Consider the following 18335-nt stretch of genomic DNA (forward strand, 5'->3'; position numbering starts at 1 on the left):
AAAAAAATGAAAAAGATAAAAAAGATTTTACCATTATTAACTTCAATTACTCTTTTATCTGGCCCTGTATTATTATTAGTTGCTTGTGATAATGAACGTGATATGACTAATTTACCTAGTGGTAAAATTCCTGATGATTATAAAAATCGTGTATTATTTAATTTTTTAGGAGTAAATTTTAATGAAACGATTTCTGCTCAGTTTAAGAATACTTATTCACAAGGTCTTGATTTTATTTTAAAAGATGTTGAAGGAACAATTGCTCAGCAGAAATTTTATGGATTTTTTCATAATAAACTTCATTATAGTGAAAACACAAAAAATGCAGATGGTACTACTGCAATGGGAGAAGCTAATAAAGCTTTTATAAAACTTAAAGATGATTTAGGATTAAGTTTATTAACTCAAAAGTATTTAAGTGGTATTAATACAGCTAATTCACTAGATAAAGTATCAGCAGCAGATAATAATGAGTTATTATTTCAAAATCAAAGTTGACATCAGGATGGTACAAGTAAATTTAATTATCAAAATTTAGATTTTTATAAAGAAAAAAATGATGCTACTGGTAAAGTTAATGATCCTGATCAAATATTTACTCCTGATAGTTTATATAAAGATTATGGTGATAAAGGAGATGTTGCTTTTGATGAACAATTAGCTGCCATTGCTAAACATCCAGATGACAATTATAGTGACGAAATTGGTAAATTATTACCAAATGATGCTAAAAAGTGAAATAGTAGTGCTGGTATTAATAAAACACAAAAAGGTCTTTCTAATGAAGGTATTCCAACTTATTCAAAATATTTAAAACGTTTCCAATGATGATTACGTTTTCGTTATCAACAATATTATCAATATGAAATTTTACCAGCATTAAATCAAACTTTATTTACAATGTCTTATATTTTAGATAATATTGTTGATATTAAAGATAATGCAGCAGGTAAACTTATAATTTCAACCCAAACAAATAACCTTTACATAAGTCAATTACAAGATACTACTAGTTGACAAAAGAGTAACTATAATGCAACGTGAAATTTTACTACTGATTTAGCAAATGCGCAAAGCATTGATAAAAAATGAAATAATAGCCCTTCTGAACCTCCAAAGTGAGAGTCAATTGTTAAAGATGATGATTCAGGAAAAGGAAAAACTTTAAATTCTGATTTTTTTATTCAATTAACAAGCGGTAATGCCTCAACTATTAGTGAAATTGATCCTAATTTTGGTGCTAATGGTTTCTTAAGTACTGCAGCTAATTGAGTATTAGTTGCAGGTTGAGTACCTAATGGTGGATTACATTACACTACGAATAATAATATTGCTACATTTACTTATTCTGCTCCTATTTATTTCCTAAACCTTCTACAAAATTTAGATTTTAGTTTTTTAAAAAATAATAAAAACGAAGGCTGAGTTCCAGAAATTAGTAATTTAATTCATTCATGAAGCAATAGTGGTAATGCTAGTCTTAAGACAGATTTCTCTAAGTATATAAGGGGTGATGGTAACGAAAGCACTATTACCCAAGAAACAAAGTGAAATATATTTTGACAAATGTTATATTCTATATCTGCTAGTGATTCTGCAACTAAAGATTCACCAGCAACTGAAAACTTTAAAATCGCTGCTCAAAATTTATTTCCAACATATATTCCAAAAAATAATATATATGAAGAAGGATTTTGAAGTAAAGTAAAAGAGTTTTATCCATAATAATATTTAAATTTTAAAAAACATATACTTAGTATATGTTTTTTAAAATATTAGAATAATTTAAGTTATACTTATAAAGTAAGTTGAGGTGAAATATATGACAAATAAAGCATGCATTTTTTGTACAATTATTAAAAATACAAATAACTTAATTTTTGAAGATACAAATACAGCAGCATTCATGGATATCAATGCTGTAACTAAAGGACACATTCTAGTAATTCCAAAGCAACATTTTGAAACTTTTATTGATACTACGCCTAAAATAGTAGGTGATGTTAGTATCACAACTCATAAAATTGCTAATTTGTTAATAAAAACTATTCCTGAAATTAAAGGATTTAATATTTTAACTAATAATGGTAGCGAAGCATTTCAAGAAGTATTTCATTATCATGTTCATATTATTCCAAAATATATTCGTGAAAAAGGTTTTTTAATTAATAGGACAAAAGAAAATGTTACAATTGATGATATTAATAATCTTAAAAAAATACTAAAATCACAATTAATGTAAAAAATATTTAAGGAGGAAAAAATGAAAAGTCTTAAGTTATTAACTTTACCTAAAATATTAATGCTAATTGGTGCTGTATGAATTATTGTTTTTAGTTTATTGTATGCAGCAGGAGTTATAACTTATAGTTTCTATGGCTGAAATGAAAATGGAGCTACATTAGTTATAATAGGTATTATTTATATTCTAATACCTTTTTCAGTTAAACCTGGATTATGATCAAGACTATGAGCGCTATTTATATCATTTCTTTCAATTATAATAGTTATTGGTTTATTTGTTGGTAAAGGTGTAGATTATAAGTCAACATGAACTTATATTAATGCTTTACCACATATTATCATGGCGCTTGGTTCTATTTTATGGATATTTAATAGTAAATAAGTGATAAAATAATTATTAATAACTTAAAATATTGGATAATATATTATCCAATATTTTTTTATAATTTTGGTTGAAAATAGTATTAAACCAATTTTTAATAAATGATTAATAATATTTTTAGAGCTTATTTTCAACATAGATAATAAGAACAAATATTATAATAGTTATTATTATCGAATTTTGTAAAAATATTTAATTGATGAGTGGCATAACTATCATTTTGTTTTCATCAAAAAAGTATTTTTTATTAATGATGCTATAATTTTAAACATTAATAAAAAAAGATAAAGGAGATTGAGATATGAAAAAAAGAAAAGTGTTACACTGTTCAAGTTGTAATAAAGAAATTAATGGTAATGATTTAGCTTCAAACTCAAAAACAGCAAGAAAAATTATGAAATGTCCAGAATGCGCTAATCAATAATTTTTGATTATTAACAAAATTTATATGCCTTATCAACTAATTTTAAAATTTTTACTGATTGTTTTAGTTTTCTAAAACAATTTTCATCTTAATTGTTAATAAAACAAATCGGAATTTTACGTTTATTGGCAATAACTTATATACATTATTATTTCTGAAAACTTTAATTAGATATTAGTAAAATAAAATCTAATTAAAGGTGATTGAAAATGAATATTTTAGACATAATAGACTTACTGCATAACGTTTTTAAGTTTTAATGATAAATTATAAAATCCTGCAATTAAATTAAATCTTAAAAATATTCGTTTTCTGGCTTTTCTAAATTTATAACCAATAATCTTAAAACATTTTAAAAATGCAAAAACATGTTCAATTTTTCTACGAGTTTTATTAATAATCTTATTAAAGATTTTGGTTTTATTTGTTTTAGGATTATTTTTGCTAATTTTAATGGGTAAAAATGTATTAGCATGAATTTTTTGTAAACCTTGATAACCTTTATCTGCAAGAATTATAGTTTCTGGTAAAAACTTTAACTTTGAATTCTTAAAAGTTTTAAAATCATGATTTTTACCAATATCAGAAAAAATATTTAAAATTTCATTAGTATTTGCATTAATTACGGTTTGAAACTTAACAGTATGCATTCATTTTTTACCAGAAAATCAATCTTTTTGGTTATATTTTGGTCGTTCTGTTTCTACCTCTGTTACATCAATTATCAAAATTTTATTTTTTAATTCTTCTTTTTAACAAATATTTTTATTTGTTAAATTATTAAACTTATTATTCTTTATTAAAATATCTTCAATTGAACGAATATTTCGTAAAGCAGTAGTATCAACCATACCATACTCAGCACCAATACTATGATATGTACGATTTTCATATAAATATCTTAAACTCATTACTAGTCGATCTTCTATTGACATTTTATATGGCCTTCCACCAATAGTAGTTTTGAGTTTTTGATGTTCTAATAAAATATTTAAAATTTCGTTAAAAACGAGTTTATTAATACCCACTATTTTACGAAAATATTGATCAGATTTATCTTTTAATTCAAAATATGTCATAAAGTTTATCCTTAACTATTCAAATTTTATTTTAATAATAACAAAAAAATAAAAAGTTAACTAGTTATGCAGTAAGTCTAATAACTGATATTGAAGAAATTGAAGAAATCAAAAATAATATTCTTAAAAGAAAAAAATAATTAAGAAAATTTAACAAAAAAGTTTTAAAAATAGTTAATACCATAGAAAATAATAAAATTTGTTATAATTGAGTAGAATAATTATGATATGTGGAAAGGAAGTTATATACATGTGACCATTTAAAAAAAAGGATAAAACTGGAGAAGCAAAAGATCAAAAAAAATGTGATGGTTGTGGGAAAATGAAAAGTTCATCTGAATGCACTAAAGCAGCAGATGGTAAATGTTTATGTAAAGATTGTGCTAAATAAATATATTAAATAAGTGTGTTGATAACACACTTATTTAATATATTTAGAAAGGAAGGATATAATGAAATGATTCAAGAAAATAAACAATAAAACTGATGATGAATCTTTAACAAAAACCGTAAAATGTTTTGATTGCGGAATGATGTTTGAAGCTTTTGATATTCTTGATACAAAAGAAGGAAAATCTTTATGTAAAAATTGTTTCATTAAAGAAGAAGAAAAATAAATCGGAATTTTACGCTTATTGGTTAACACTTAATTCTTAATAAATAATTTAATTATGATATTTTTAAATGTGATTTTTTCTTTACGGTTATTATATTTAAAACAAAATTCATTTAAATAAGATTGGAGTCATTTTTTTGAAACTCAATGAAATTGGCCGATAAAACCTCTTTTTAATATTGCTCAAAAACTTTCTATTGTATTTGTATGAATACCATTATAAGAAAAATATTTTTTGTGATTAACTTGTTCATATGGTAAAATTTTATTCATTTTATAATATCCACGATATTCATCAGTAAAAAGAATAGAATTGTTAATATCAACATTTTCTTTAACTATTTTCATTAAATTTTCAGATTTAATACTTTTATTTTTTGCATGAAATAATTTAACATTACCATTTCGTTCAATAATGCCAACAACACACTCTTTACTAGTTCCTCTACCACGTAATGAGTTATTTTTATTATCAACATCATTATATTTACGCGGTTTTCCACCCACATATGTTTCATCCATCTCTAATATTTTTGCTAATAATTTAATCTCATCATTAGCCACTGCCTTTCTAATTTTATGCATCATTTTTCATACAGTTGCTAAACGTAAATTTAAGTCTCTTGAAGCTTGAGATGATGATAAACTTTTTTTAGCATTAGCCATTAATACTATTAAAATAAATCACTTTTGAAGTGGTACACGTGTATGATGAAAAATAGTTTGAGCAGTTACACTAAAAGACTTATGACATTTTTTGCATTTATAACGCGACTCTTTTAAAACAGAGTTAACTTTTTCACTAAAACAAAAAAGACATTTTGGTTTGTTATTTCATCTTATTTCTTCTAAAAATTTTATACAAGATTCTTGGTTTGGAAATTTATTTATTATGTCTAAAATATTCATTTTCAATCACCTTTAATTAGATTTTATTTTACTAATATCTAATTATAGTTTTCAGAAATAATAATGTATATAAGTTATTGCCAATAAACGTAAAATTCCGAAATAAATTAATGATGTGTTTTGCTAAACACATTTTTTATTATTTAAAATAAAATAAATAACTATTTTCACAATATTTTATTATAATTATTATGATAAATTAAATTAATTAAAAGGAGAAAAAATGAACATTTTTATAGAAATATTGGGGTATATTGCAGCCATTTGTATTCCTTTGGCATTCTTACCACAAACTATTAAACTAATTAAAACAAGAAATACTTCAGGTCTTTCTATTTTTTCATATAGTATCTATCAACTGGGGGGTCTTACTTTTTTAATATTTGGCATACTTCGTCATGATATTCCTATGATTACTTGTCAAACTATTACTGCTACACTAAATTTCATAATAATTGGTATTATTGTTAACAATTTAATTAAACAAAAAAATAAGGAGGAAAAAAATGTCTAATATTGCAATTGATATTATTGGATATATAGGTGCCTTTTTTATTTCAGGTACCTTTTTACCACAAACTATTAAACTAATTAAAACTAAAAACACAAAAGGTTTATCGTTAATTTCTTATAGCATATATCAAATAGGATTAACTTCATTCATAATTTATGCTAGTTTAATTAAAAACATTCCCTTACTAGCAGCAAATGCCTTTGGTACAGTTATTAATATCATATTATTAACATTAATAATTTATAATTTATATTATAATAAAGATAAAAAGAACAATTTAACTTCTAAAAAATAAAATTTTTATTAACATAATACTTGCACAAGAATGGAGAAAAAAATGGCACATATTAATCTATTAGGAACTTTTATTTTTATTATCATTGGTTATTTAATTGGCTCAATCTCACCTTCAATTATTATTAGTAAATTAAAATTTAAAACCGATGTTAGAGAATATTACTCTAAAAATGCTGGTGCTACTAATTCAACACGAGTTATGGGTGGTAAATGAGGAGCTATTATTTTAATTATTGATGGTTTTAAGCCGGCTATTCCTATTTTAATTGCATACGGTTTAACCTTTATTGATATTACTAATCCTAATTATGAAACAATATTTAAACAAGCATACATTTATCCAACTGGTCTTGCTGCAATTATTGGTCACTGTTGACCACTATTTTATGGTTTTCGTGGTGGCAAAGGAGCTGCGTCTTCATTAGGAGTACTATTAATGATTAATCCTATTTATTGCGTTATCACAATTGCTAGTTGATGATTTATTTTATATTTAAGTAGAATGTCATCTTTATCTTCAATGTTAATGATGATACTTGCTTTTATCTTATCATGAATACCGAATATGCCACTGCATGCTTTTCTTTCCCAACAAGACACTCAATACTATATTGTTAATATAACTATGGCTCTAATTTGAGTATTAATTATTATTCGTCATTGAGATAATTGTAAAAGAATTCTTAATCATACTGAACGTAAAGTGACTATTTTTGATAAAAAAAATAAAAAAGCAAATGAAGAAAAAAAATAAAAAATCATCTCTTTATACAAAATCAATAAAAATATTTTTTAAAAAAATACTTGTTTTATGTTTAAAATTAATGTACTATTATAACCGTGTTGACTTAACATTGTTAATATTCTCTCCGATATTAGCTTTGCTTAAGCCGAATTATATTTAAAGGAGAGTTGACAAATATGCAACAAATTAAACAAGATGAATTGATTAAAAAATTTCGCTTAAATGCCAAAGATACTGGTTCTTCTACAGTTCAAATTATTAATTTAACAAAAAGAATTTTAGAATTAACAGCCCATCTACAAGTACAAAAAAAAGATATTACTGCAAAACGAAGTTTGTTAAAAATGGTAGCAAGTAGAAAACGTTTCTTAAAATACTTTAAAAAACAAGATGTTGCTACATACAATAAATTATTAACAGCACTATCACTAAAAGATAACTAATATTAAATCAGTATTTACTTATTAATACTGATTTTTTTATATACATCTAAATAATATTAAAAACAGAAATAGGGCATTGGTTAGATAAGTTTACTTTCTTGTCTTCAAATCTGTACAAATTGATTTGGAGGCATTTTCAATCTAATAACTATTCTATCATTGTTTCAATATCTAACAAATTTTTCTAATATTTTATTAAAACTTTCCATACTTTCAAAAGTGCTACCAAACATCATTTTAAAATCTCTTTTAATTCAACGATTTAAACATTCACTAACTTGATTACCTTTAAAACCTGATAGACTTTTTGAGTGAATTAGATTAGTACTTGTATTAAAAACTTTACTAACAATTTCGCTTGTATTAGCAGAACCTAAATCTGATTGAATAGTCGTAAAATTACATTGTTTAGCACTCGCTAATTCTATTTGATTAACCACATTTAACACAGTTTTGGCATTTTCACTTTTGTTTATTTTTCAGCCAACAATTGAATTACTGTACATATCAGTAGCAAAAACAACTAATAATTTTGTTTTTTTATCACCAATAATTATATTTTTAAATCATGTGCCATCCCCATACCAACTTTTTCAAGAAAGTTATTACTTGAAAAATTACGTTTTAATAAATCTTTATTATTTTTTAAATCACTATTTTCTACTACTCTATTTGTTGATTTAGGTTCTAATAATAATTTAATATTATTATCTTTTAATATTTGTTTTATGCTTGTTTTACTGCATTTAAGACCTTTATTTTTTATTTTTAACTCTAATCTTACTTTTTCAAAACTAGTGATATTAATGTACTTTTTTTCATTTTTAATGAGAACTATTTTGTTTATTGCTTGTATCAAATTATCATTAATTTTTGATTGATATTGCTTTTTACCTTTTTTTACTCATAAATAGTATGCTGTTTTGCTAATAGCTATGTAAACAATAATTTTATTTAATTGATGACCTTTTTGCTTATATTTTTCTACTATTAAAAAACACTTATATTTTAATAATTTACTATTTTTTCCCCTTGTTAATTTCTTTTCACAGGCTAATTGCTCCTTTAAAAGTTCTTTTTCAACCTCATCTTTTAAAGCTTGTTTTCTAAGTTTATCAATTTCTTTGTTTAATAGTTTAATTTCAATATCTTTCTTATCGATCCTGTGAGAAGTTTGGGATTTAGAAATTTTGGTGAATGCATTTTCACCTTTAATTTGATATTGGTTAACCCAATTATAAATTAACGGAATTTTACGTTTATTGGCAATAACTTATATACATTATTATTTCTGAAAACTTTAATTAGATATTAGTAAAATAAAATCTAATTAAAGGTGATTGAAAATGAATATTTTAGACATAATAAATAAATTTCCAAACCAAGAATCTTGTATAAAATTTTTAGAAGAAATAAGATGAAATAACAAACCAAAATGTCTTTTTTGTTTTAGTGAAAAAGTTAACTCTGTTTTAAAAGAGTCGCGTTATAAATGCAAAAAATGTCATAAGTCTTTTAGTGTAACTGCTCAAACTATTTTTCATCATACACGTGTACCACTTCAAAAGTGATTTATTTTAATAGTATTAATGGCTAATGCTAAAAAAAGTTTATCATCATCTCAAGCTTCAAGAGACTTAAATTTACGTTTAGCAACTGTATGAAAAATGATGCATAAAATTAGAAAGGCAATGGCTAATGATGAGATTAAATTATTAGCAAAAATATTAGAGATGGATGAAACATATGTGGGTGGAAAACCGCGTAAATATAATGATGTTGATAATAAAAATAACTCATTACGTGGTAGAGGAACTAGTAAAGAGTGTGTTGTTGGCATTATTGAACGAAATGGTAATGTTAAATTATTTCATGCAAAAAATAAAAGTATTAAATCTGAAGATTTAATGAAAATAGTTAAAGAAAATGTTGATATTAACAATTCTATTCTTTTTACTGATGAATATCGTGGATATTATAAAATGAATAAAATTTTACCACATGAACAAGTTAATCACAAAAAATATTTTTCTTATAATGGTATTCATACAAATACAATAGAAAGTTTTTGAGCAATATTAAAAAGAGGTTTTATCGGCCAATTTCATTGAGTTTCAAAAAAATGACTCCAATCTTATTTAAATGAATTTTGTTTTAAATATAATAACCGTAAAGAAAAAATCACATTTAAAAATATCATAATTAAATTATTTATTAAGAATTAAGTGTTAACCAATAAGCGTAAAATTCCGTAAATTAATACTGGAGTTGATAATTTATATTTGACTTGAATTTCATGTATTTTTAGTTTTTTATCAACTAAATACTCATTAACAACGGCTAATTTTGTTTCTTTTGAATAAACTTTATAATTCATAATTTCTCCTTCTGTATTAATTATTTTTAATTATATTACAGATTGAAAATATTAATTGGTAAACTTAAGTGACTGATGCCTAATATATAATACATTTAAATACAAATAATTCAGTAAAAAATATAAAAGAAAATTTAATATTAATTGGATTAAAAATTGATAAGAAAAGAATTTTAAAAATTGAACAAAAAATAAAGAATATATTTAAATGTAATATTAATAAATTAAATACTAATCAAGAAAAAAATGACAGAAAAAAATTAAACAAGAATTAAAAGAAGAAAATTATGCACAAGATAAACCATCAACAAGCGTATATATAGAACATTAAATTTATCACAAATATAAATTATCGTTTTTTAGTAGTACTTTGTTGACGTTTCATTGCTTGCATTACTGATTTAATTTGAGATTCAGTAGGTTTACGCCCCATTTGTAAATACATTGCACGAATCATATTTTCATTAATAGGAGGATTTTTCTGTAATTGTTTTTCGAAAATCTTCTTAGTAACAATAAAACCAACTAATCCACCAATTAACGCACTAGCAATGCCAATGATTAATACTGCTCACCAAACCATCATTATTAATTTCTCCTTACTTACTGTTTAAAAACTTATTAATTTTATCACACACTTGATTTGATGTAAAGCCATATTTTTCTAGTACCATCTTATCAGGAGCAGAAATACCAAAAGTACTTACGCCAATAACAAAGCCATTACCTGCAACATATTTATACCAACTATCTTTAGAACCCATTTCAATAGCAACTTTTATAATATCATTAGGTAAAATTTTATTTTGATATGTTTTATCTTGTTTATCAAAAATAAAAGTAGAAGGCATTGAAACTACACGAACATTAAGTTTTTGATCGTTTCATAGTTGTTCTTGACTAGCAATAGCTAATGAAACTTCACTACCGCTAGCAATAATAATAAAATCTAAAGCAGCTTTACTACTATTCTCTTTACTAATAATATAAGCACCTTTTTGAACTGCCTCAATATTACTATTTACAAGTTGTGGTAAATTTTGTCTAGTAATAATAATAGCACTAGGGTTAGTTTTACTAGATAATGCCATTAAATATGCACCAATTGTTTCTTTTGTATCAGCAGGGCGAATTACATTAAAATTAGGAATAGTTCTTAACATTGTTAGTTGTTCAACTGGTTCGTGAGTAGGGCCATCTTCGCCAACTGCGATACTATCATGACTAAAAATAAACAAAGATGGAATTGACATTAAAGCTGCTAATCGTAATGCAGGCTTTAGATAATCACTAAACACAAGAAAAGTAGAACCAAAAGGAATTGTGCCTTGATGTAACGTCATACCGTTAACAATAGCACCCATTGCAAATTCTCTTACTCCATAATGAATATGTCTTCCTGAATGATCAAGAGGTAGAAAATCTTTGTCTGTTACTAATGCTTTAGTTGAGCCAGCTAAATCAGCACTACCACCAATTAATGTTGGACAATGAGCTGATAAAAGTTTTAAAATATTACCAGAGTCTACTCTTGTTGCTTGTGGATTTACTCCAATAATTGAACTTCAATCAATTTTATTTAATTGATAATCATCATTAAAAATTTCATTTTTCAATGATGATTTAATTTCATCATACAATTTTGGATATAATTTTGCATATTTTTCAACTTTTTGATTTCAAGCTAATTCTATTTTAGAACCATGATTAAGTGCTGTTTGTGTGAAGTAAGTACTTACTTCTTTTGGAACAGTAAATTCAGGATATTCTCAGTTTAAATTTTTAGCAACTGTTTTAATATCTTCCATTAAAGGAGAACCATGAACGCTTGGTGTTCCTTGTTTACTAGCTCCATAACCAATTATAGTTTTAATTTCAATTAAAGTTGGTTTATCAGTAACTTTCGCTTTTTTAATAGCTTCAGAAATAAGTTTATCATCTTCACCATCTTCAACTTTTAAATAATTTCACTCTAATGCTTGAAGACGCATTTTTAAATTTTCTGAATATACTAATTTAACAGATGAATCTAATTGAATATCATTTGAATCATATAAAATAATTAGTTTATTTAATTTAAAATGTCCAGCAAAACTAAGTGCTTCCTGCGCAATACCTTCTTGTAAATCACCATCACCACAAATTGCATATGTATAATGATCAATAATATTAAGATCTTTTTGATTATATTTAGCACTAAGAAAACTCTCAGTAAGCGCCATTCCAACAGCATTAGCAATACCCTGACCTAATGGTCCAGTAGCTGTCTCTACTCCATAGTCTAAATTATATTCAGGATGACCTGGTGTATTACTATTTAATTGACGGAATTGTTTTATATCATTAATTGTATATTTATAACCAGCATGATGTAATATTGAATATAATAAAGCACTACCATGACCTGCTGATAAAACAAATCGATCACGATTAAATCATTTTGGATTTTTTGGATTAAAAGATAAATGATTTTTGAATAAAGAAAAAGTCATTGGTGAAGCATCTAAAACAATGCCAGGGTGGCCGCTTTTAGCAGCATTAACTGCTTGTACTCCTAACATACGAATTGAATTAATAGTTAATTTATCTAAATTAATTTTATTTTCCATAATTTCTCCTTAAATTTTTAATAGTTATTATTTAATATAATATTAACAATATTCTTAATAAAATAGATAATTTTTTAAAAATAATTAAAAAAAGTATAAAAATAATAAGGCATTGGTTAGATAAGTTTACTTTCTTGTCTTCAAATCTGTACAAATTGATTTGGAGGCATTTTCAATCTAATAACTATTCTATCATTGTTTCAATATCTAACAAATTTTTCTAATATTTTATTAAAACTTTCCATACTTTCAAAAGTGCTACCAAACATCATTTTAAAATCTCTTTTAATTCAACGATTTAAACATTCACTAACTTGATTACCTTTAAAACCTGATAGACTTTTTGAATGAATTAGATTAGTACTTGTATTAAAAACTTTACTAACAATTTCGCTTGTATTAGCAGAACCTAAATCTGATTGAATAGTCGTAAAATTACATTGTTTAGCACTCGCTAATTCTATTTGATTAACCACATTTAACACAGTTTTGGCATTTTCACTTTTGTTTATTTTTCAGCCAACAATTGAATTACTGTACATATCAGTAGCAAAAACAACTAATAATTTTGTTTTTTTATCACCAATAATTATATTTTTAAATCATGTGCCATCCATACCAACTTTTTCAAGAAAGTTATTACTTGAAAAATTACGTTTTAATAAATCTTTATTATTTTTTAAATCACTATTTTCTACTACTCTATTTGTTGATTTAGGTTCTAATAATAATTTAATATTATTATCTTTTAATATTTGTTTTATGCTTGTTTTACTGCATTTAAGACCTTTATTTTTTATTTTTAACTCTAATCTTACTTTTTCAAAACTAGTGATATTAATGTACTTTTTTTCATTTTTAATGAGAACTATTTTGTTTATTGCTTGTATCAAATTATCATTAATTTTTGATTGATATTGCTTTTTACCTTTTTTTACTCATAAATAGTATGCTGTTTTGCTAATAGCTATGTAAACAATAATTTTATTTAATTGATGACCTTTTTGCTTATATTTTTCTACTATTAAAAAACACTTATATTTTAATAATTTACTATTTTTTCCCCTTGTTAATTTCTTTTCACAGGCTAATTGCTCCTTTAAAAGTTCTTTTTCAACCTCATCTTTTAAAGCTTGTTTTCTAAGTTTATCAATTTCTTTGTTTAATAGTTTAATTTCAATATCTTTCTTATCGATCCTGTGAGAAGTTTGGGATTTAGAAATTTTGGTGAATGCATTTTCACCTTTAATTTGATATTGGTTAACCCAATTATAAATTAATACTGGAGTTGATAATTTATATTTGACTTGAATTTCATGTATTTTTAGTTTTTTATCAACTAAATACTCATTAACAACGGCTAATTTTGTTTCTTTTGAATAAACTTTATAATTCATAATTTCTCCTTCTGTATTAATTATTTTTAATTATATTACAGATTGAAAATATTAATTGGTAAACTTAAGTGACTGATGCCAAATACTAGTTTACAAATGGTTGTTCTTTCCTTTATTTCAATTTTATTAAAAAGATTCTAAACAGGTTCTTAGAAGAACATTTAAAACACATATCAAAGTTGCAAAACATCATGTTTATTTATGCCAAAGAAGCTGCATATAAATTCAACAAGATACCTAGTTTTGAAATTGTAATGCTGTGTTTAATTTAAAAATGTGGTGAGAAGTCCGTAGATACGCTTTTCTCCCTTTATGTACTATTTTTTAATTTTATCACATAAATGATGAGAAAAGCGTATCTTTTTTTACTTTTTCATCATCATTTATAGTAGTTATGTTTTGTCCAATATAAATTTTACCTAAATTTCTTTTTCCTTTAGGAAAAATTATTTCTAAGTTTTTTCTTTTCAATTTCAATTTCTTTGGATCGGCTACAATTTATTGGACACTAATTATGTAGACAAATAACAATATTTGTTAAAAGAAAGGAAATATAATTATGGCCAATATTACTTCATATACAGATGAATTTAAAAAACAAATAGTAGCTTTATATCAAAGTGGCAAATCAGTATCTTGTCTTGTTAAAGAGTACAATGTTACAAGAGCAGTTGCATATAAATGAATTAAGCAATTTACTAATTCGGGAAGTTTTAAAACTAAAGATAATCTTTCTGATTTAGAAAAACAATTAATTCAAATGAATAAAGAATTAAAACAATTACGAATGGAAAATGATATTTTAAAGCAAGCAGCACTAATAATAGGCAGAAAGTAGAGATTATTGCAAATAATAAATGAAAATATAAGATTCGCCCAATGTGTCGTTTTTTAAAAATTTCTAAATCAACATATTATTTTAATTTAAAGAAAAAAGAAGATAAAATCAAAAATAATATTTATGATCAAGCTGTTATTAGTGCTTTTAAAGAAAACAAATGTGTTTATGGAACAAGAAGATTAAAAGTCATACTAGAAAAACAAGAAATTTATTTATCAAGAAGAAAAATTAAAAAAATTATGGATAAACATAATTTAATGTCAAAATACACTAAATTATCATTTAAAAATCATCGTAATAAAGTAAATAATGAACAAATCACTAATATTGTTAATAGAAACTTTAATAATAGAATTAAAAATGAGGTGATTGTCAGTGATCTTAGTTATGTTGAAGTTAATGGTAAATGAAACTATATTTGCTTATTAATAGACCTATTTAACCGCGAAATTGTTGGACATAGTGTAGGTACTAAAAAAGATGCATCATTGGTATATCAAGCATTTATGCAATCAAATCGCTGTTTAAAAGATATGCAAATATTTCATAGCGATCGAGGTAACGAATTTAATAATAAAATTATTAACAAACTTTTATTAGCATTCAATATTACCCGCTCTTTAAGTAAAAAAGGTTGTCCTTATGACAATGCTGTTGCTGAAGCAACTTTTAAAACTTTCAAGACTGAATTTATTAATGACAAAAAATTTACATCATTAATACAGTTAAAATTAGAATTATTTGATTATATCAATTGATATAACAATATAAGAATCCACAGCACTTTAAACTACTTAACTCCCATTAAATATCAAGAAAAAATGTCTACCAAAAAATAGTCCTAAAAAGGGTTGCCATTTCATCTTCTTCAATCTTTTCTTCCATTTCAGAATTATATAAAATACCAGCAGTTGCATCACTAAATAAAACCGCAGAACTAACTATTCCTGCAATAATTTTTGTTTTTTAAATTCATCTGTATATGAAGTAATATTGGCCATAATTATATTTCCTTTCTTTTAACAAATATTGTTATTTGTCTACATAATTAGTGTCCAATAAATTGTAGCCGATCCATATATACATTATTATTTCTGAAAACTTTAATTAGATATTAGTAAAATAAAATCTAATTAAAGGTGATTGAAAATGAATATTTTAGACATAATAAATAAATTTCCAAACCAAGAATCTTGTATAAAATTTTTAGAAGAAATAAGATGAAATAACAAACCAAAATGTCTTTTTTGTTTTAGTGAAAAAGTTAACTCTGTTTTAAAAGAGTCGCGTTATAAATGCAAAAAATGTCATAAGTCTTTTAGTGTAACTGCTCAAACTATTTTTCATCATACACGTGTACCACTTCAAAAGTGATTTATTTTAATAGTATTAATGGCTAATGCTAAAAAAAGTTTATCATCATCTCAAGCTTCAAGAGACTTAAATTTACGTTTAGCAACTGTATGAAAAATGATGCATAAAATTAGAAAGGCAATGGCTAATGATGAGATTAAATTATTAGCAAAAATATTAGAGATGGATGAAACATATGTGGGTGGAAAACCGCGTAAATATAATGATGTTGATAATAAAAATAACTCATTACGTGGTAGAGGAACTAGTAAAGAGTGTGTTGTTGGCATTATTGAACGAAATGGTAATGTTAAATTATTTCATGCAAAAAATAAAAGTATTAAATCTGAAGATTTAATGAAAATAGTTAAAGAAAATGTTGATATTAACAATTCTATTCTTTTTACTGATGAATATCGTGGATATTATAAAATGAATAAAATTTTACCACATGAACAAGTTAATCACAAAAAATATTTTTCTTATAATGGTATTCATACAAATACAATAGAAAGTTTTTGAGCAATATTAAAAAGAGGTTTTATCGGCCAATTTCATTGAGTTTCAAAAAAATGACTCCAATCTTATTTAAATGAATTTTGTTTTAAATATAATAACCGTAAAGAAAAAATCACATTTAAAAATATCATAATTAAATTATTTATTAAGAATTAAGTGTTAACCAATAAGCGTAAAATTCCGTAAATTATTAACTATTATTTCTAAACATTTCATACATCAATTTTTACTTAATCAGATTCTTTTATTAGATTTTTTTCATTTTTTCATCTATTCATACCTTTAATGTTTTTCCATTATCTTGAATTTCATATTTAATTTTTCTATCTTCTTGTATTCAATTAGAATATTCTTTTGTATATCATTGATAATCTTTATGAGTTAATTTGTTATTATTTACACAAATTTCAATTCTAGTTAATTTATTCATTATTAAATTCACCATTAATTATTTTTTGTAATAAAATATCAAGTATTAAATCTATTTCTGTACCATTATAGAATTTTTGTTGTTTTTTAATATAATTAATTTTTTATTCCTTTCATTTTTTAAATCATTTAACATTGATTGAACAAAATGCACGATTTTAGGAATATTTAAAGTATTAAAGATTTGACCAGTTACTATAATTTCATCGTTTTTGTTTAATAAAATACATCGTTTATAAAATTTTGCGGAATTTTACGCTTATTGGTTAACACTTAATTCTTAATAAATAATTTAATTATGATATTTTTAAATGTGATTTTTTCTTTACCGTTATTATATTTAAAACAAAATTCATTTAAATAAGATTGGAGTCATTTTTTTGAAACTCAATGAAATTGGCCGATAAAACCTCTTTTTAATATTGCTCAAAAACTTTCTATTGTATTTGTATGAATACCATTATAAGAAAAATATTTTTTGTGATTAACTTGTTCATGTGGTAAAATTTTATTCATTTTATAATATCCACGATATTCATCAGTAAAAAGAATAGAATTGTTAATATCAACATTTTCTTTAACTATTTTCATTAAATCTTCAGATTTAATACTTTTATTTTTTGCATGAAATAATTTAACATTACCATTTCGTTCAATAGACTTACTGCATAACGTTTTTAAGTTTTAATGATAAATTATAAAATCCTGCAATTAAATTAAATCTTAAAAATATTCGTTTTCTGGCTTTTCTAAATTTATAACCAATAATCTTAAAACATTTTAAAAATGCAAAAACATGTTCAATTTTTCTACGAGTTTTATTAATAATCTTATTAAAGATTTTGGTTTTATTTGTTTTAGGATTATTTTTGCTAATTTTAATGGGTAAAAATGTATTAGCATGAATTTTTTGTAAACCTTGATAACCTTTATCTGCAAGAATTATAGTTTCTGGTAAAAACTTTAACTTTGAATTCTTAAAAGTTTTAAAATCATGATTTTTACCAATATCAGAAAAAATATTTAAAATTTCATTAGTATTTGCATTAATTACGGTTTGAAACTTAACAGTATGCATTCATTTTTTACCAGAAAATCAATCTTTTTGGTTATATTTTGGTCGTTCTGTTTCTACCTCTGTTACATCAATTATCAAA

25 protein-coding genes are annotated in these 18335 nt (G+C 24.0%); 13 read left to right on the plus strand and 12 right to left on the minus strand.

All coding sequences use genetic code 4. The features are described 5' to 3' along the window. Nucleotides 1-6: 6 nt before the first annotated feature. From AAHM85_RS06440 to AAHM85_RS06455, 4 genes are all read left to right on the plus strand, one after another. Nucleotides 7-1725, plus strand: coding sequence for a hypothetical protein (locus AAHM85_RS06440; protein WP_342261432.1), 1719 nt, complete (start codon nucleotides 7-9; stop codon nucleotides 1723-1725). Nucleotides 1726-1822: 97 nt separating this feature from the next. Beyond that, complete coding sequence (locus AAHM85_RS06445) at nucleotides 1823-2242, plus strand: HIT family protein (RefSeq protein WP_342261433.1); 420 nt, start codon at nucleotides 1823-1825, stop codon at nucleotides 2240-2242. A gap of 21 nt (nucleotides 2243-2263) precedes the next feature. Continuing rightward, nucleotides 2264-2626 (plus strand): hypothetical protein, encoded by a 363-nt coding sequence (locus AAHM85_RS06450; RefSeq protein WP_342261434.1) that lies wholly within the window; start codon nucleotides 2264-2266, stop codon nucleotides 2624-2626. A 301-nt stretch (nucleotides 2627-2927) separates the two neighbouring features. Further along, nucleotides 2928-3050, plus strand: coding sequence for a hypothetical protein (locus tag AAHM85_RS06455; protein ID WP_256468302.1), 123 nt, complete (start codon nucleotides 2928-2930; stop codon nucleotides 3048-3050). Nucleotides 3051-3283: 233 nt separating this feature from the next. On the opposite strand, the gene AAHM85_RS06460 is transcribed toward AAHM85_RS06455, so the two are convergent. Continuing rightward, entirely contained in the window at nucleotides 3284-3778 is a 495-nt protein-coding gene (locus AAHM85_RS06460; protein ID WP_342260487.1) for a transposase family protein, read from the minus strand. 24 nt (nucleotides 3779-3802) lie between these two features. Further along, nucleotides 3803-4129 carry a transposase family protein gene (locus AAHM85_RS06465; protein WP_342261435.1) on the minus strand — a complete coding sequence of 109 codons (327 nt, stop codon included), beginning with the start codon at nucleotides 4127-4129 and terminating at the stop codon, nucleotides 3803-3805. Nucleotides 4130-4379: 250 nt separating this feature from the next. Between AAHM85_RS06465 and AAHM85_RS06470 the strand changes: the two genes are divergently transcribed. Together AAHM85_RS06470 and AAHM85_RS06475 are read left to right on the plus strand one after the other, a co-directional pair. Beyond that, the gene (locus tag AAHM85_RS06470) at nucleotides 4380-4520 is read left to right on the plus strand and encodes a hypothetical protein (RefSeq protein ID WP_342218002.1); all 141 of its coding nucleotides are present in this window, start codon (nucleotides 4380-4382) and stop codon (nucleotides 4518-4520) included. Nucleotides 4521-4581: 61 nt separating this feature from the next. Then, the gene (locus AAHM85_RS06475) at nucleotides 4582-4746 is read left to right on the plus strand and encodes a hypothetical protein (RefSeq protein ID WP_342261436.1); all 165 of its coding nucleotides are present in this window, start codon (nucleotides 4582-4584) and stop codon (nucleotides 4744-4746) included. Between the two features lie 29 nt (nucleotides 4747-4775). Here AAHM85_RS06475 and AAHM85_RS06480 read toward each other — a convergent pair whose 3' ends face one another. Then, nucleotides 4776-5654: an IS1595 family transposase gene (locus tag AAHM85_RS06480; protein WP_342261437.1), complete on the minus strand. Its 879-nt coding sequence runs from the start codon at nucleotides 5652-5654 to the stop codon at nucleotides 4776-4778. Nucleotides 5655-5877: 223 nt separating this feature from the next. On the opposite strand from AAHM85_RS06480, the gene AAHM85_RS06485 reads away from it, so the two are divergent. The 4 genes from AAHM85_RS06485 (at nucleotide 5878) to rpsO (ending at nucleotide 7653) form a co-directional block, all read left to right on the plus strand. Beyond that, nucleotides 5878-6168, plus strand: coding sequence for a SemiSWEET family sugar transporter (locus AAHM85_RS06485; RefSeq protein WP_342261438.1), 291 nt, complete (start codon nucleotides 5878-5880; stop codon nucleotides 6166-6168). Continuing rightward, entirely contained in the window at nucleotides 6161-6463 is a 303-nt protein-coding gene (locus tag AAHM85_RS06490) for a SemiSWEET family sugar transporter (RefSeq protein ID WP_342261439.1), read from the plus strand. Before AAHM85_RS06485 ends, AAHM85_RS06490 begins: the two co-directional genes overlap by 8 nt. A gap of 42 nt (nucleotides 6464-6505) precedes the next feature. After that, nucleotides 6506-7219, plus strand: a complete 714-nt coding sequence (plsY, locus tag AAHM85_RS06495) for a glycerol-3-phosphate 1-O-acyltransferase PlsY (RefSeq protein WP_342261440.1) — start codon at nucleotides 6506-6508, stop codon at nucleotides 7217-7219. A gap of 167 nt (nucleotides 7220-7386) precedes the next feature. Then, nucleotides 7387-7653: a 30S ribosomal protein S15 gene (gene rpsO / locus AAHM85_RS06500; RefSeq protein WP_342261441.1), complete on the plus strand. Its 267-nt coding sequence runs from the start codon at nucleotides 7387-7389 to the stop codon at nucleotides 7651-7653. Between the two features lie 80 nt (nucleotides 7654-7733). On the opposite strand, the gene AAHM85_RS06505 is transcribed toward rpsO, so the two are convergent. Together AAHM85_RS06505 and AAHM85_RS06510 are read right to left on the minus strand one after the other, a co-directional pair. Then, nucleotides 7734-8159, minus strand: a complete 426-nt coding sequence (locus tag AAHM85_RS06505; protein ID WP_342261442.1) for an IS3 family transposase — start codon at nucleotides 8157-8159, stop codon at nucleotides 7734-7736. A 47-nt stretch (nucleotides 8160-8206) separates the two neighbouring features. Beyond that, the gene (locus AAHM85_RS06510) at nucleotides 8207-8512 is read right to left on the minus strand and encodes a hypothetical protein (RefSeq protein WP_342261443.1); all 306 of its coding nucleotides are present in this window, start codon (nucleotides 8510-8512) and stop codon (nucleotides 8207-8209) included. Between the two features lie 487 nt (nucleotides 8513-8999). On the opposite strand from AAHM85_RS06510, the gene AAHM85_RS06515 reads away from it, so the two are divergent. Then, nucleotides 9000-9878 (plus strand): IS1595 family transposase, encoded by an 879-nt coding sequence (locus AAHM85_RS06515; RefSeq protein WP_342260524.1) that lies wholly within the window; start codon nucleotides 9000-9002, stop codon nucleotides 9876-9878. On the opposite strand, the gene AAHM85_RS06520 is transcribed toward AAHM85_RS06515, so the two are convergent. From AAHM85_RS06520 to AAHM85_RS06535, 4 genes are all read right to left on the minus strand, one after another. Then, nucleotides 9875-10030, minus strand: coding sequence for a hypothetical protein (locus AAHM85_RS06520; RefSeq protein ID WP_342260601.1), 156 nt, complete (start codon nucleotides 10028-10030; stop codon nucleotides 9875-9877). The genes AAHM85_RS06515 and AAHM85_RS06520 overlap by 4 nt on opposite strands. A gap of 349 nt (nucleotides 10031-10379) precedes the next feature. Continuing rightward, entirely contained in the window at nucleotides 10380-10616 is a 237-nt protein-coding gene (locus tag AAHM85_RS06525; RefSeq protein WP_252319938.1) for a YneF family protein, read from the minus strand. A 13-nt stretch (nucleotides 10617-10629) separates the two neighbouring features. After that, a complete protein-coding gene (tkt, locus tag AAHM85_RS06530; protein ID WP_342261444.1) occupies nucleotides 10630-12639 on the minus strand; it encodes a transketolase in 2010 nt (669 codons plus the stop codon). A 116-nt stretch (nucleotides 12640-12755) separates the two neighbouring features. Continuing rightward, on the minus strand, nucleotides 12756-14036 hold the full coding sequence (locus AAHM85_RS06535; protein WP_342261236.1) for an IS3 family transposase: 1281 nt from the start codon (nucleotides 14034-14036) through the stop codon (nucleotides 12756-12758). Between the two features lie 559 nt (nucleotides 14037-14595). Between AAHM85_RS06535 and AAHM85_RS06540 the strand changes: the two genes are divergently transcribed. Both AAHM85_RS06540 and AAHM85_RS06545 read left to right on the plus strand, forming a co-directional pair. Further along, nucleotides 14596-15716 (plus strand): IS3 family transposase gene (locus AAHM85_RS06540; RefSeq protein ID WP_425289706.1). Its coding sequence is split into 2 segments (ribosomal slippage): nucleotides 14596-14839 and nucleotides 14839-15716, totalling 1122 coding nucleotides; the frame shifts between segments, so codons are not numbered across the junction. A gap of 310 nt (nucleotides 15717-16026) precedes the next feature. Continuing rightward, nucleotides 16027-16905 (plus strand): IS1595 family transposase, encoded by an 879-nt coding sequence (locus AAHM85_RS06545; protein ID WP_342260524.1) that lies wholly within the window; start codon nucleotides 16027-16029, stop codon nucleotides 16903-16905. A 91-nt stretch (nucleotides 16906-16996) separates the two neighbouring features. Here the strand turns inward: AAHM85_RS06545 and AAHM85_RS06550 are convergent, their stop codons facing one another. The 3 genes from AAHM85_RS06550 to AAHM85_RS06560 form a co-directional block, all read right to left on the minus strand. Further along, nucleotides 16997-17179 carry a hypothetical protein gene (locus tag AAHM85_RS06550; RefSeq protein ID WP_342260655.1) on the minus strand — a complete coding sequence of 61 codons (183 nt, stop codon included), beginning with the start codon at nucleotides 17177-17179 and terminating at the stop codon, nucleotides 16997-16999. Nucleotides 17180-17451: 272 nt separating this feature from the next. Continuing rightward, entirely contained in the window at nucleotides 17452-17859 is a 408-nt protein-coding gene (locus AAHM85_RS06555; RefSeq protein ID WP_342261706.1) for an IS1595 family transposase, read from the minus strand. Continuing rightward, nucleotides 17840-18334 (minus strand): transposase family protein, encoded by a 495-nt coding sequence (locus AAHM85_RS06560; RefSeq protein WP_342260487.1) that lies wholly within the window; start codon nucleotides 18332-18334, stop codon nucleotides 17840-17842. Before AAHM85_RS06560 ends, AAHM85_RS06555 begins: the two co-directional genes overlap by 20 nt. Nucleotide 18335: the final 1 nt, after the last annotated feature.

The organism is Spiroplasma endosymbiont of Notiophilus biguttatus (genome assembly GCF_964030985.1).
Classification (GTDB): domain Bacteria; phylum Bacillota_I; class Bacilli_A; order Mycoplasmatales; family VBWQ01; genus Spiroplasma_E; species Spiroplasma_E ixodetis_A.